Here is a 14,875-nt window from a genome sequence, read left to right on the forward strand (position 1 = left end):
ACCTTTAACTTGTTGTTTTGCTCTCGGCGAGTAATTGTTTTATTTGTTCGCCGGTACAACCGAAACGTCGTTCTCTCGAAACGTAACAGGCAAGCGCTTCAGAAAACGCTTCTTCATTAAAGTCTGGCCATAATGTTTCGGTAAAGTAGAGCTCAGCATACGCTGCCTGCCACAGTAAGAAATTACTAATGCGGTAATCTCCACCGGTGCGGATCAATAGATCAAGCGGGCTTTGGTCCGCCATGGTCAGCTGTGACGAAATCGCCTCTTCTGTAATATCGCTCGCCTGGATGGCGCCTTCAGCGACCTGCTCAGCCAAAGATTGAGCAGCCTGCACAATATCCCAACGACCGCCGTAGTTAGCCGCGATGTTCAACTTGAGTCCCGAATTGTGCTCGGTTAACTGTTCTGCATCGACCACTTTTTGCTGCAACCCGGCTGGGAAGCGCGAGATATCTCCGATGATTGACAGCTTCACATTGTTTTTATGGAGCTTCTTAACTTCTTTACTCAATACAAACAGGAATAATTCCATCAAAGTGCTGACTTCGTCCTCTGGACGACGCCAGTTTTCACTACTGAAAGCGAACAACGTCAATGACTCTATCCCTAGCTTAGAGCAAAACTGCACAGCATTGCGAACTGAATCTACCCCTTTTTTGTGTCCATATGCACGGGGACGCTTACGCGCCTGAGCCCAGCGGCCATTTCCGTCCATAATGATAGCGACATGTTTGGGCAGAGATTGCTGTGAAATTGCGTCAGCGGTTAAAATCATAATGCCTATTTAAGTAAAAAAAAACGCCGTCTAGTATACCTTAGACGGCGCTGCAAACCTAATAAATTTGTGGCTGCTTAGATTTCCATCAGCTCTGCTTCTTTAGCGCTCAGCTGAGTGTCCATCTCTTTGATAAACTTATCAGTTAGCTTCTGGATCTCGTCTTCTGCCTGACGTGCTTCGTCCTCAGAAATCTCTTTATCCTTCAGCAGTGATTTCACGTCACCGTTGGCGTCACGACGAATGTTACGAACCGCAACACGGCCGCCTTCAACTTCGCCACGTACGATTTTGATCAGGTCCTTACGACGCTCTTCCGTCAACGGAGGAAGTGGTACACGGATAACCGTACCCGCAGACATTGGGTTAAGGCCCAAATCAGACGCCATGATCGCTTTTTCTACCGCTTGTGCCAAAGACTTGTCAAATACGCTGATAGCCAGTGTACGTGAATCTTCTACTGTCACGTTAGCAACCTGATTAAGCGGCGTGTCAGCACCGTAGTAAGATACAGAAATGCCATCAAGCAATGCCGGGTGTGCACGGCCAGTACGGATTTTAGATAGCTGGCTTGCCAGCGCAGCTACGCTTTTTGTCATGCGCTCTTGCGCATCTTTTTTAATATCATCAATCACAGTGCTATCCTATTCTTTACTGTATTAATCGGACTCAGCTTGCAGGTTAAGTTGCTGGTGTAGCCAGCCAATGCGCCAGAGCGCTTACTCTGCAGCTGGTTGTGTACTGATTAACGTACCTTCTTCTTCACCCATGATAACCCGCTTTAATGCGCCAGGCTTGTTCATGTTGAATACGCTCAAAGGCATGTTGTGGTCACGGGCCAGCGTAAATGCCGCCAGGTCCATCACCTTTAATTCTCTTTCAATCACTTCATTGTACGTCAGGTGACGGTGTAATTCTGCATCCGGGTTTTTCACTGGGTCATCACTGAATACGCCGTCTACTTTGGTCGCTTTGATAACAGTGTCAGCTTCAATTTCAATACCGCGCAAACAAGCCGCTGAATCAGTTGTGAAGAACGGGTTACCGGTACCCGCAGAGAAGATAACCACACGGCCTGATTTCAGTAAGCTGATTGCTTCCGCCCAGTTATACGCATCACAAACACCATTCAGAGGAATGGCAGACATCAGACGTGCATTCACAAATGCTCTGTGCAGCGCATCGCGCATTGCCAGGCCATTCATCACAGTTGCCAGCATGCCCATGTGATCGCCCACTACGCGATTCATGCCCGCTTCGGCTAACGAGCCGCCACGTAAGAAGTTACCGCCGCCGATAACCAAACCCACTTCTACGTCGAGTTCTACAAGTTCTTTTATTTCTTGGGCCATACGATCCAATACTTTAGGATCGATTCCAAAGCCTTCATCTCCCATCAAAGCTTCGCCGCTAAGTTTAAGAAGAACGCGTCTAAAAACAGGTTTTCGATTGATAGTCATAATTTCCGGGCCAAATTAAAAGTGAGATACAAAATAACCGCGCTTATGAAAGACATAAATGCGCGGTTATTTTAGAGAATTTTGTGCAGTGACGCAAAAGCAAATCTCATCTCGAGGGGGCTTTTGCATCACTTAATCACCTAAGCGTGATTATTCGCCTTTAGCAGCCGCGATTTGAGCAGCAACTTCAGCAGCGAAGTCTTCTTCTTTCTTCTCGATACCTTCACCTACTTCAAGGCGAATGAATGAAGAAACAGAAGCACCTTTTTCTTTCAGGTACTCACCAACAGACTTCTTAGGCTCCATGATGAAAGCCTGACCAGTAAGAGAGATCTCACCAGTGAACTTCTTCATGCGGCCAACAACCATTTTCTCAGCGATTTCAGCAGGCTTGCCTTCGTTCATTGCGATTTCAACCTGAACCGCTTTTTCTTTCTCTACAACCTCAGCAGGTACATCTTCTGGGTTTAGGTAGTCAGGCTTAGAAGCAGCAACGTGCATTGCAACGTGCTTCAGCGTTTCTTCGTCAGCTTCACCAGTTACAACAACACCGATACGGTCGCCGTGACGGTAAGCAGAGATGTTTGCACCATCGATGTACTCAACGCGACGTACGTTGATGTTTTCACCGATTTTAGCAACTAGTGCAACACGCGTTTCTTCGAACTTAGCTTTCAAAGTCTCGATGTCTGTCTTAGCTTCAGTAGCAGCGTCAAGAACAGTGTTTGCAAAACCCAGGAAGTTTTCGTCTTTAGCAACGAAGTCAGTTTGACAGTTAACTTCAAGAAGTGCAGCGAAACCTTCACCTTGCTTGATAAGGATTGTACCTTCAGCAGCAATGTTACCAGCTTTTTTAGCCGCTTTAGCAGCACCGCTCTTACGCATGTTTTCGATAGCTAGATCGATGTCACCGTTAGTTTCAGTTAGTGCTTTTTTACAATCCATCATGCCAGCGCCAGTGCGCTCGCGAAGTTCTTTAACTAGGGCAGCAGTTACAGCCATTAGAATATCCTCAATTCTGAATTCGGTTTTTTGATAAGCGAATTACCGCTTGTAAAGAATATCAAGTCTTCGGAAAAATAAGATGAAGACTTGATGACAGCTTAGTGCGTTACAACCGGCCACCCGCACACATTGTTGCCAGTGGCACGGTTTGTAATCTATTACTCAGCTTCTACGAAGTCGTCGCTTTCAGCTTGAGCAACGATGTTGCTTTCACGACCTTCAGTGATAGCAGTTGCAACAGCACCAGTGTAAAGCTGGATAGCGCGGATCGCATCATCGTTACCAGGGATGATGTAGTCAACGCCGTCTGGGTTAGAGTTAGTATCAACAACAGATACTACTGGAATGCCCAGGTTGTTTGCTTCACGGATAGCGATGTGCTCGTGGTCAGCATCGATGATGAAGATAGCGTCTGGAAGACCGCCCATATCTTTGATACCACCAAGGCTCTTTTCAAGCTTTTCCATTTCGCGAGTTTTCATCAAAGCTTCTTTTTTAGTCAGCTTCTCGAAAGTACCGTCTTGGCTTTGAGCTTCAAGGTCTTTAAGACGCTTGATTGATTGACGAACTGTTTTCCAGTTAGTCAACATACCACCTAACCAACGGTGATTTACGTAGAACTGCTCGCTTTGAATAGCTGCTTCTTTAACTGCTTCGCTTGCAGCGCGCTTAGTACCAACGAAAAGGATTTTACCTTTGTTAGATGCAACGTTCGAAAGGAACTTAAGTGCATCGTTGAACATAGGAACAGTCTTTTCCAGGTTGATGATATGTACTTTGTTACGTGCGCCGAAGATGAAAGGCTTCATCTTAGGGTTCCAGTAACGAGCCTGGTGACCAAAGTGAACACCAGCTTGAAGCATATCGCGCATTGAAACGTTTGCCATTTGTATTTTCCTCTAATTTAAGTAGGGTTAGGCCTCCACATATCCCATAACACCAACAAGTTCGAAAATTCGGTTACCCGATAATCAGGTAAACCGGTTATTAGTCCCGAGCCTGCACCCAAGTGTATGTGTCGATATGTGTGTGTGTTAAAATTAAATTTCGTGTTGTCTTCGTTACAAACAACCTGTGAGCCTCACCAGGCCGAAAGATTTATTTGTAAAAAGACGGCGCGCTTTATACCATATAAAAGAAATTAACTCAACGTTTGGGCTAAAAATCGTTCATAAACTAGCCCGGTGTTGTTGCGTCGAAACTATGACTTGGAGTCTCAATGAGTGCAGTGATCAAAACCCCTGAAGAAATCGAAAAGATGCGTGTTGCCGGTAAGTTAGCCGCTGAAGTCTTGGAAATGATTGAACCTTATGTCAAACCAGGGGTGACGACCGATGAGCTAAACACCATTTGTCATAACTACATTGTAGATGTGCAGCAAGCAGTGCCTGCTCCACTTAACTACCACGGTTTCCCGAAGTCGATTTGTACCTCAGTAAACCATGTCATTTGTCATGGTATTCCAAACGACAAGCCACTCAAAGATGGCGACATCATCAACATTGACGTGACCGTTATCAAAGATGGCTATCACGGCGATACCTCGAAGATGTTTTTTGTTGGCAAACCCAGTATTCAGGGCAAGCGCCTGAGCGAAGTCACTCAGGAAGCGCTGTACATAGGTATTCGCATGGTGAAGCCTGGTGTACGCATTGGTGATATCGGGGCTGCTATCCAAAAATATGCAGAAGGCTTTAATTACTCTATCGTCCGTGAATATTGCGGCCATGGCATTGGCGCAGAATTCCACGAAGAACCGCAAATCGTCCACTATGGTAAAGCAGGCACCGGAGAAGCCCTTGAAGCAGGTATGTGCCTGACCATTGAACCTATGGTCAATGCCGGCAAACGCCACTGCAAACTGCTGAAAGACGACTGGACCGTGGTAACCAAAGACCGTAGCTTATCTGCACAGTGGGAGCATACGCTGCTGGTCACAGAAAATGGTGTAGAGATCCTGACATTGCGCAGCGACGACACCATTGAGCGAGTGATTGAGCACAGCGCTTAATTCTTGCCATACCAACGCCACCATCGCGGTGGCGTTGCCATCCACCCGCTATGCTGCCTTTTCATCCAGTTGAACGCCCTTCGCCAATCACAACCTCGCATTTTTTTGTGACTTAGTGTAAAACTGAGCTGTGAGTTTTGCGCGCAACATAGGGAGCCCAGGTGGCACTACCAAACAAAGTAAAAACGCTTCTCGACGAAGCGCAAACCTTGAATGATTACAAAAACTGCCAGGCCTATTTTTATAAATGGCTGAACAACCAGTTTTCCAAGCAACCCGTCAGACAGCTGATCAATGCCCGGGCCGAGTTTATTGACCGACTGTTGATAAAGCTCTATACCGAAACCGGGCTGGCCCAATTCCCCGATCTGGCCCTAATTGGTGTGGGGGGATATGGCCGCGGCGAATTGCATCCGTACTCTGACATTGACTTTCTGTTGCTGTGCAAGCAAGAGCCCGGACCTAAGCTGACAGAGTCTCTCGAGTCATTCATGACTTTGCTGTGGGATCTCAATCTGGATATTGGCCACAGTGTGCGAACTCATGATCAGGTGCTTGAACAAAAACGCGAAGATGTGCACTTCACCACCAGCCTGCTGGAAAGTCGTTTAATTTGCGGCAATCACGTTGAGTTTGAACGACTGAAAAGCCACATTGTCGAAACGCCCATCTGGCAGTCAGATGAGTTCTTCATCGCCAAAATCAAAGAGCAACGTCTGCGACGCAGAAAATGCCATGGTACGGCTTACAATCTTGAACCGAATATCAAGGAAAACCCGGGGGGCCTGCGCGACCTTCAGACCATTTTCTGGGTTGCTAAAAAGCACTTTCATGCAGAAACACTCGAAGAGCTGATCAGTCATGGCTATCTGACCCACGAGGAGTATCAGGAGCTGCTGGAATGCCTGGAGAACCTCTGGAATATCCGCTTTGCACTCCATCTGGCAGCCGGGCGCAGTGAAAATCGCTTGTTGTTTGATTACCAGCCGCATGCCGCTGAGCTGCTGGGATTTGGCTCCGAAGGCAAGGCGTCCGTTGAGCGCATGATGAAACGCCTGTTCCGGATCATGAGCCGGGTGCGTGAAATGAACCAAATGCTGCTGGCCTACTTTGAACAGAGCATTTTGCCCGATCAAAGCGAACAAACAGTGATCCCGCTCGATAACCACTTTGAGCGTGTTGGTAATAAAATTCGGGTGAAAAATCCGTCGGTGTTCTTTCGCCGGGAAAATCTCATTTTATTGTTTGAACATATTGCGGACAACACGGAAATTACCGACATCGATCCCAGCACCATTCGCACCGTTCGTCAGGTCAGACGACGCCTGCTGGGTGACTTGCAAGATTATGCCGCGTGCCGTGACGCGCTCATGCGCCTGCTAAAGCACCCCAACGGCATGGGCCGCGCATTTACCCTGATGCACAAGCATGGGATCATCGCCGCCTACTTGCCACAATGGCGAAATATTTTTGGGCAGATGCAGTTCGACTTGTTTCATGCCTATACCGTAGATGAGCACACACACAAGCTTATCAACAATATTTATCGCTATTTTAGCCACGAGCATCAGGGCGAATTTCCGCTGTGTACTGAAATCGTCACACGCATGGATAAACCTGAACTACTGTATCTGGCGGGTATCTTCCATGATATTGCCAAAGGCCGGGGCGGCGATCACTCTGAGCTGGGGGCCGTTGATGCTTCTGCCTTTGCACAAATGCACGGGTTCTCTTCCTCAGACTGTAAACTTGTTGCCTGGCTAGTTGAAAATCACCTGTTGATGTCGGTTACAGCACAGCGTAAAGACATCAATGACCCCGACGTGATCAATGAATTTGCCTCGCGCATTAAAAACGAACGCCAGCTCGACTACCTCTATTGTCTGACCGTTGCCGATATTCGAGCAACCAACGATAACCTCTGGAATGACTGGAAAAACACCTTATTGCGAGAGCTTTATTTGCTCACGCAGCGGGCATTGCGCCTGGGTCTGGAAAACCCCATGGATATGCGTGATCAGATCCGCGATAAGAAACAACAGGCAAAACAGCGACTGATCAATAAAGACTATCGCGAAGACCTGATAGACATGATTTGGGCGCGCTTTAAAGCCAACTATTTTACCGCATTCAGCGAGCAGCAAATTTCCTGGCAAACCGAATATCTGCTCGGACGCGATGACTTAAGCAAGCCTTGTGTGGTTGTATCAGAACAGCCTATGCATGGCGGTACCCAGGTGTTTGTTTATGCGCCTTATGAAGCCAGTTTGTTTGCCAAACTGGTGGCGGTCATTGGCTCTAAAAAAGCCCAGATCCAGCATGCTCAGGTACTGACGACCAAAGATGGCTATGTGGTCTTTAGCTTTGTCATTTTAGAAGTAGACGGTCGCCCCATCAGTGGTACCCGCGCTAAAACTCTGCGCCGCAGCCTGGAAGTGATCCTCACCGATCCGAAGAAGAAAATCCGGCTGAAGAAGAACCGCTCGCAGCGTTTTAAAGACTTTAATATTAAACCTAAGGTCGTGGTACGCCCCCACGCCCGTAGTGACCGAAACCTGATAGAGATCCAGGCAGTGGATATTCCCGGCTTATTGACTAAAATAGCCGAAGTTTTTCAAGTCCATTCACTGCACATTCACGCCGCACGTATTACCACAGTGGGCGAACGCGCGGAGGATTTCTTTGTGGTCTCGGACAAAGATTATCAACGTCTCAGTGAAGATGCCAAAGCATCGTTACATCGCTCACTGATGAAAAAACTCAATGCAGAATCTGAATAAATGAGGACACTATGTCGGATTTAAAAACCACAATTGAACAAGCCTGGGAACAACGCGATACCATCACACCCAGTGATGTATCACCTCAGGTTAAAAATGCCATCATTGATGCTCTGGCTTTACTGGATTCAGGCGCAGCACGCGTTGCTGAGAAAGTCAGCGGCGAATGGGTTGTACACCAGTGGCTGAAAAAGGCGGTTCTGCTGTCATTCCGTATTCGCGATAACCAGCCTATGAATGACGGAGTAAACCAGTTTTTCGATAAAGTGCCACTAAAGTTCAGCGACTATACACCTGAGCAATTTCAACAAGGCGGCATGCGTGTGGTTCCCAACGCCGTTGCACGTCAGGGTAGCTTCATTGGCAAAAATGTGGTTTTGATGCCGTCGTATGTCAATATTGGCGCTTATGTCGATGAAGGCACTATGGTTGATACCTGGGCCACCGTCGGTTCATGTGCTCAGATCGGTAAGAATGTGCACCTCTCTGGCGGTGTAGGCATTGGCGGTGTACTGGAGCCATTGCAAGCTAACCCGACCATTATCGAAGATAACTGCTTCATCGGCGCCCGCTCTGAAATTGTTGAAGGGGTCATTGTTGAGGAAGGCGCAGTAATTTCAATGGGTGTATATATTTCACAAAGTACGCGTATCTACGATCGCGAAACCGGCGAGATCCACTACGGCCGTGTTCCAGCAGGTGCCGTTGTCGTGCCTGGTTCATTACCAAGCAAAGATGGTACTCACAGCCTGTATGCGGCGATTATCGTTAAGAAAGTAGACCAGCAAACTCGTGAAAAAGTAGGCATCAACGCCCTGCTTCGCTCAGTTCAGGACTGATCCACAGTCTGATTTCAGCCCGGTGCATGAACCGGGCTTTATTCCCCCAAAGTTAAAATGCCCACTTAACCCCGAACGACGGAATAATCGGCAGCCAGTGTCCCCTCTCTTCCTTTTTGAGTAACTTTCCTTGTCCATCTACTGAGTAGCTGGTTCGGTCAATACAACATTCATTGTCAAAGTTCAGTAAGTTAGAGACTTCAAAGAAAACGGTTAACTCACTGTTTGATAATGGATAGATTTTATGAATTCGCATATCAATGCGTTTGTAGTTACCCAATTCAAGCTGATTACGCTCATTGAGGCTGCGCAGGACTTCGTAACCTCCATTGGATGTATTCTTTACCAGGCGGCCTGACTCGCCTGTCATAGGCCAGCCGGAGTGAAAATACACCAGCCCACTTATCTGCCAGCCACTATCAAACTGATAACGACTCGTCAGCTTAACAGCGTGCCTTTGGTCCCAACTGCGCGGATACCAGCGCCCGTTAATGCTGTCCTGGGCGTTAGACCAGCTGTAACTCGCCTGCCACTGCCATTGAGCAGTAATGTGGTGCTGAAAACTCAGCTCAATGCCTTTAACTCTGGCTGAGTCCGGAGCAACCCGATACCTGTCGGCCTGTCCTTCTGGTAAGAATTCATAAAGATCAAAGGCATTTTCATACCAGGGCCGTAGCTGAGACAGTTTTTTCAGATATGCTTCGGCGCGCCATTGAAAGGTCGGGCTCAGCGCATGTTGATAAGATAAAATGACATGACGCGCTTTCTCAACGCCATGAAACTCAGTGGTACCATCGGCGACCTGCAAGCTGAGAATATCCTCGGGCTGGTAGTACTCTCCGGCACTCAGGGAAACCCGCTGCGCGTCTGTTGGCTGATACAAAAGCGCGACTCGTGGGCTCCATTGCGCTTTGGTAAACCCATAATAATCTTGCTGGTCCCAGCGCAGACCCAGCTCAGCTACCCAGTCAGGGTTAAGTCGCCAACGGTCACTAATGTAGGCACCAAACACATTACCGGATGCGGTTAGCTGTGTTTTTTGCTGGCGGTAATCTTCACCATCATAATTTACCTGGTACCAGGCCTCCAGCCAGTAGTCATACTCTGCATCCAGGTATTTGGCTTCAAAACCGGATTCCAGATAATGACTGTCACTGACACGCCACTGCCAGTCTTGTTTCAGTGAGTAAGCATAAAAAAACTTGTTATCGTCCAGGGTAAGCCACACTTCGGTCGGGTCATATTGACCGCCACTGCGGTCTTCTTCGACTCTGGCGACTGACAACAGCGTCTGGCTGCTAAGACTATCGCGCCATTCTGAGTGCAAAACCGCCCACGCGTAGGCACTGCTGTACTCGCCACTGACCTTTTCCTGGACCTGATATTCCCGGACTCCATCCCATTCAGTAAAGGTGTCATCAAGGATTTCATCATCCCAGGCGTAAAGAAAGTGCCCTGACAAAGACTGGGTATCCGTCAGCTCGTAGCTGACCTTGGCAAACAAATCCGCATATATGGGTTCAAACTTATTCGATTCGTCTTCTACCGCGTCCAGTACCAGATCAAGATAACCGCGTCTGACCGATACCAGCCAACTGCCCTTATCGTCGTCAAATGTGCCCTGCGATCCGGCTCTGGCATTAATGAAGCTTACACCCAGACTGTGTTTGTATTGCGGCATGTCATAGAGGCTTTCAATTGCCATGACACCACTCATTTTGTTGCCATAGCGTGCTGTAAATCCGCCACTGGAAAAATCCATTGCGCCTACGTTGTCCGTGTCGACAATGCTAAACGCACTGTTGAAGCTTTTCATATGAAATGGCCGGTACAATTGCTGGCCATCCAGTAACACGAGTACTTCATCCGAATGCCCTCCGCGCACAAAAAAGTTAGCTGAGTAATCACCAGCGGCGACACCTGGTAAAGCGGGCATAAGCCGAAAAATATCATCAGCAATGTGCGGCATCGACTCGATACGCTCTTTGGAGAGGAAGTGCGTATTGTGCCGGGAAGCCAACGTATACTGGCTGCCAGTCACCGTAATGCGCTCCAGATCAGACGGTGAAGCATTGGCATGTGCCACGGTTGTGTTCAACGCAGTACAAATCAACATAACACTCAGCGATCCGGATGTTTGCGTCAGATACTTAGCTGGCATCTGGGTCGTATTGTTTGATTGTCCGTGATAAGTGCCATGATCTGCTGGCGCACCGGGCAGTAAAAAAGGCCATTGCCGCGGTTGTAAAAGCCTGTCCTGCTGAACGGGTATTTGTCTTGTCATTGTTGTTTTCTCCATTGAAATAACAATGACATCCTTTCGCAGCGAGGACTGTTTGTCGTCCTGACCGACTGATCAGGACATATTTTCTGCCAGTATTTTACTTTGTTTTCGATATGCGCCTGGTGTTAACTCGGTATAGCGTTTAAATGCCCCATAAAACGCTGAGCGGGAATTAAAACCACTGTCCAGAGAGATATCCAGAATGCTTCTGTCTGGCTGAGACAGCAGCAGCTGCTGTGCATGCATCACTCTGAGTTGATTAATAAAATCGAAAAAACTCATGTTTTTACTTTGATTAATCGCCTGAGAAACATGGTGCCGAGAATGACCACATGCACAGGCCAGGTCGTGCAGCGTTAAATCCGCATTAAGAAACAGCTTTTCGTCCAACACCTGCTCTTCAATCAGGTTGCAGAGTTGTACAGCCAGTGATTCCGACAGTGCCGAGTTTAAGTATTTTTCGTTGTTCGGCTTATCAAGTTCAACATATTGATTGTTTTGGATAAATATTTCGGGCTGGCGCAAGCCGTAATAACTCATCAAATAAAAAAAGATGACTACGCCCAGTTCCGAGAAAAAGAACCAACGCTCGCCAATCAACCAGTCATACTCACAGCCAAATCCGTTGTCATGGTCGATACACGCCATGGCATTCACTTCTATCGCTTCGTCAATGAACCACAGTCCATAAAGCGATAGCAACATAATGAGCAAGCGTCTGAGCCAGTTCAGGTTGATCAGTTCAAGTGACGAAAAGTTATTGGCCGACAGGATCTGGTAAGCATTGAGCCTGCGCCACGCAAATAGCAGGTACACTGCAACCTGCACCATAGCACCAAAAATGAAGACATTTTCAAACCCCGTCAGGTACCAAGATGGCAGGTTCGGGGCATACATATCACCATACAAAAATTGCCATTTACTGCGTGCATCGAGTAAAAAGAAAGGAATAGCACAAAGCAGTGCCAGCACAAACGGCAGCAAATGGACGCGATTAAACGGAATATAAGCAGGTGATGTTAGTCTGAGTACGTAGTAGTAAAAACACGGTGCCAACAGAAAGGTCAGCGGCTCCTGAAACCCTATCAGATGAGGCAAATAGTAAAACGCCCCACTTTCATCAAGCAATATAAAAAACAACAGTGCAACAAAGCACTGAATACACAAAGCAAGCATCCTGTTTGCATCATTCGCTGTATTCTTCCGTATCAGTTCGTAACTGAGATACAGACCATGAAGACAACCCAAAGATAATATGACCAGTGTGAACATGCTAATTCTAACCAAGGTGTTAGCTTACGGCGTATACTACGCCATGCGCTTGTGGCTTTATTGTTAATTATTTTTGCCTAGTGTGTTCCCTTATTGGTTAAATTGCAAGACACAATGGATCTGTCCACCTCGTTTTAAACGCCGAATCCAGATGACTCTGTAACCTGACGAGAAAGCGCCACTGCTGCAAACCAAAAGCAAGCAGCAGTGACTGCGATTATCAGGTGTCCACTTTTTCCAGCGTATTGATGCTGATGTGTGGCCAGCGGATCAATTCGCCGGGTCTGTCTTTACGATTGAAAAAGTCCAGGATCACGGTCTGAGAATACTGTAACCAAAGCTTCGGATTGCCGTTTTGGTCGGTCTCCGTTAATTCGTAGATCCAAAATGTGGAGTGGACTTCAGCGGCATTCGCCTGGCGCGTGACAAACGGAATATTGTTCACAGAGCCCGACGCCGCGGTTGTTCGCACTTCCAGCTTAGTGGTATTTTTCACTTTGCCTGCGCTCAGTAAAGGGGCAATGGCTTTTTGCAGCAGTGCATTTGCCTGGGTTGGATCAAACAGGCCTTCAAAAGGCTGATCTCTGAAGTGTTTATAGGGTGCCAGATAAGGGTTGGTGTCTATATCGCCCGATACTCCTATGGGTAAACCATTCAGCGCGGGTATCTCAAAACCAGACTGAGAGTGTGCACTCTTACCCAATGCGATCACCGCATCGCCATGGGGAATACTGGACAGGCGGGCGATATCCAAATCATCCGTTAACTGATCACGCATGTGTAACCACAGACCGGGTTCATGGTGAATTGCCAGTCCAGGTTTACCCTCTAGCCCGGAATGTGGATAGTCTTGTGCAGCTATCTGGTTAATGATTTGGGTGTAGTCGAGCGTGGCGACGGATTGATCTTCCGGAATACCCCGATTTGGCACACCCTTGTCAACCAGACTGAAAGTCAGTTCTTCGTCATATTGGTTCATCAGCAGCCGATAATCCAGCTCACCCGCTGCAAAAGGCAAAGCTATCATATTCCAGCCATGACCTTCGAGATTACCCGTGTTTTTCCACGTGCCAGGAAGATGACACAAAGGACCTAGCTCAGAGTCCTGCTGTTCCCCGATAATAATTTTACGTTGGTTCTGATCAAACCCTAACTGCGATTTAGCTGACGACATAAAATGGTTCCTTATACTTGCTTGATTGCACCCAGTGCACCATGAAAAAAGAAAATAGGTATATTGGGCGTGACGAGGCGGGACCACCAGCTGAAGAGTCTGCTCTTATTAGAAACAGTACACCTTGGCCATTGACCAGAAAAGAATCGCATGAGTCAGGACTCTCGCTCCCAATGGAAAGCTAGTACAAGATCAGCATTTAGACGAATAAAAAAGAAAAGCGGGCACGAGCGTGCCCAGACAACACGATATGTTAGCTAGGAGGCTTACCTGACAGAGACACTGTCAGTGAATGATTGCGTTAGGCCGACTGCTTTTCGTCGACCAGGTCGCCTTGCGCTCCCTGCTCCAGCAAACTCAAAAAGTTTGGCTGGCCAAAAATCATCATAATGTCGAGTAATTGACAGGCAGATAAGTCAGACTTACCGCACTCCCAGTTAGAGATGGTTGCCTGATCAACAGGCGTGACAAGCTTTTTGCCTAACTCAGCCTGAGTTAAGTTCATTTCTCTGCGTAGGCGACGAATAGCAGTTTGAATTTGCTTCCTGGCTGCTATGGTGTGTGCTTTACGCACAGATTCATTTCTTTTAACAGTAGTCATAACATATCCGCTTATTATCAATCACAGTGTCTTACAAACCTAAAGCAAAGTGTTTAAAGCCATAAAATTAATGCGCACCTAAACACAGGTCTGAACCTACACCTGTCCGGAGACTGTTCCGGCTAAGTGTTTAATTTTTCGTCCCGGTTAGACATTTGACTGAGAGTCATGTAGTCTGAACGGGTCAGGTGGATAAATAATTAACCGGATTGGGTCATATGTCAAATACTTTTGCTACAAGATTAAAACAGTTACGTATCAACTTGGGTTATTCTCAGGTTGGCTTTTCAGAAATGCTGGATATTCCCACTGCTTCGTATCGAAAGTATGAGAAAGATGTCAGGGAACCTACCCTGTCGGTAGTAAGCAAGTTCTTTTTGCATCCGGTGACTAAAGACAGCGCATTATGGCTGCTGACCGGAGAGCAGCAACATGTGACCCATACACCCCCAGCCCCTGTAGAGCCGCCGCTGGCTTACCACTCTGACATGGAACAAAGCCTGATCACCAGCATTGCCAATTCCCTTGAATTTATTTCGCATATGAAGTGGTTTACACCTGGCACACAGGCGGGATATCAGGATTACGGACACATTATTTTGCGCGACCTGAAACCCATCCTCCAGCAGAGTTCGGTCGCACACAATGAAAAAAGACGGGCTTAACAAAGC

At 47.4% G+C, this 14,875-nt stretch carries 13 protein-coding genes; 4 read left to right on the forward strand and 9 right to left on the reverse strand.

Annotated features, from left to right (window positions below; all coding sequences use genetic code 11):
• Positions 1-4: 4 nt before the first annotated feature.
• From PRUB_RS10155 to rpsB, 5 genes are all read right to left on the reverse strand, one after another.
• Positions 5-778, reverse strand: a complete 774-nt coding sequence (locus PRUB_RS10155; RefSeq protein ID WP_010385753.1) for an isoprenyl transferase — start codon at positions 776-778, stop codon at positions 5-7.
• 77 nt (positions 779-855) lie between these two features.
• Complete coding sequence (gene frr / locus PRUB_RS10160) at positions 856-1,413, reverse strand: ribosome recycling factor (RefSeq protein WP_010385751.1); 558 nt, start codon at positions 1,411-1,413, stop codon at positions 856-858.
• An 84-nt stretch (positions 1,414-1,497) separates the two neighbouring features.
• Positions 1,498-2,238 carry a UMP kinase gene (gene pyrH / locus PRUB_RS10165; protein WP_010385750.1) on the reverse strand — a complete coding sequence of 247 codons (741 nt, stop codon included), beginning with the start codon at positions 2,236-2,238 and terminating at the stop codon, positions 1,498-1,500.
• 150 nt (positions 2,239-2,388) lie between these two features.
• Positions 2,389-3,240 (reverse strand): translation elongation factor Ts, encoded by an 852-nt coding sequence (gene tsf / locus PRUB_RS10170; protein ID WP_010385749.1) that lies wholly within the window; start codon positions 3,238-3,240, stop codon positions 2,389-2,391.
• Between the two features lie 161 nt (positions 3,241-3,401).
• Complete coding sequence (gene rpsB, locus PRUB_RS10175; protein WP_010385748.1) at positions 3,402-4,130, reverse strand: 30S ribosomal protein S2; 729 nt, start codon at positions 4,128-4,130, stop codon at positions 3,402-3,404.
• A 332-nt stretch (positions 4,131-4,462) separates the two neighbouring features.
• Between rpsB and map the strand changes: the two genes are divergently transcribed.
• The 3 genes from map (at position 4,463) to dapD (ending at position 8,873) form a co-directional block, all read left to right on the forward strand.
• Positions 4,463-5,254, forward strand: a complete 792-nt coding sequence (map, locus tag PRUB_RS10180) for a type I methionyl aminopeptidase (protein WP_010385747.1) — start codon at positions 4,463-4,465, stop codon at positions 5,252-5,254.
• Positions 5,255-5,415: 161 nt separating this feature from the next.
• Positions 5,416-8,034, forward strand: coding sequence for a [protein-PII] uridylyltransferase (gene glnD, locus PRUB_RS10185; RefSeq protein ID WP_010385746.1), 2,619 nt, complete (start codon positions 5,416-5,418; stop codon positions 8,032-8,034).
• Positions 8,035-8,045: 11 nt separating this feature from the next.
• On the forward strand, positions 8,046-8,873 hold the full coding sequence (gene dapD, locus PRUB_RS10190) for a 2,3,4,5-tetrahydropyridine-2,6-dicarboxylate N-succinyltransferase (RefSeq protein ID WP_010385745.1): 828 nt from the start codon (positions 8,046-8,048) through the stop codon (positions 8,871-8,873).
• 52 nt (positions 8,874-8,925) lie between these two features.
• Here the strand turns inward: dapD and PRUB_RS10195 are convergent, their stop codons facing one another.
• From PRUB_RS10195 to PRUB_RS10210, 4 genes are all read right to left on the reverse strand, one after another.
• Complete coding sequence (locus tag PRUB_RS10195; RefSeq protein ID WP_010385744.1) at positions 8,926-11,157, reverse strand: TonB-dependent receptor plug domain-containing protein; 2,232 nt, start codon at positions 11,155-11,157, stop codon at positions 8,926-8,928.
• A 72-nt stretch (positions 11,158-11,229) separates the two neighbouring features.
• On the reverse strand, positions 11,230-12,429 hold the full coding sequence (locus PRUB_RS10200) for an AraC family transcriptional regulator (RefSeq protein ID WP_081694318.1): 1,200 nt from the start codon (positions 12,427-12,429) through the stop codon (positions 11,230-11,232).
• Between the two features lie 220 nt (positions 12,430-12,649).
• A complete protein-coding gene (locus PRUB_RS10205; RefSeq protein ID WP_010385742.1) occupies positions 12,650-13,603 on the reverse strand; it encodes a heme-binding protein in 954 nt (317 codons plus the stop codon).
• 301 nt (positions 13,604-13,904) lie between these two features.
• Complete coding sequence (locus tag PRUB_RS10210) at positions 13,905-14,204, reverse strand: helix-turn-helix domain-containing protein (RefSeq protein WP_010385741.1); 300 nt, start codon at positions 14,202-14,204, stop codon at positions 13,905-13,907.
• A 218-nt stretch (positions 14,205-14,422) separates the two neighbouring features.
• On the opposite strand from PRUB_RS10210, the gene PRUB_RS10215 reads away from it, so the two are divergent.
• A complete protein-coding gene (locus PRUB_RS10215) occupies positions 14,423-14,869 on the forward strand; it encodes a helix-turn-helix domain-containing protein (protein ID WP_010385740.1) in 447 nt (148 codons plus the stop codon).
• Positions 14,870-14,875: the final 6 nt, after the last annotated feature.

Origin of the sequence: Pseudoalteromonas rubra, from assembly GCF_000238295.3 — a bacterium.
GTDB lineage: Bacteria > Pseudomonadota > Gammaproteobacteria > Enterobacterales > Alteromonadaceae > Pseudoalteromonas > Pseudoalteromonas rubra.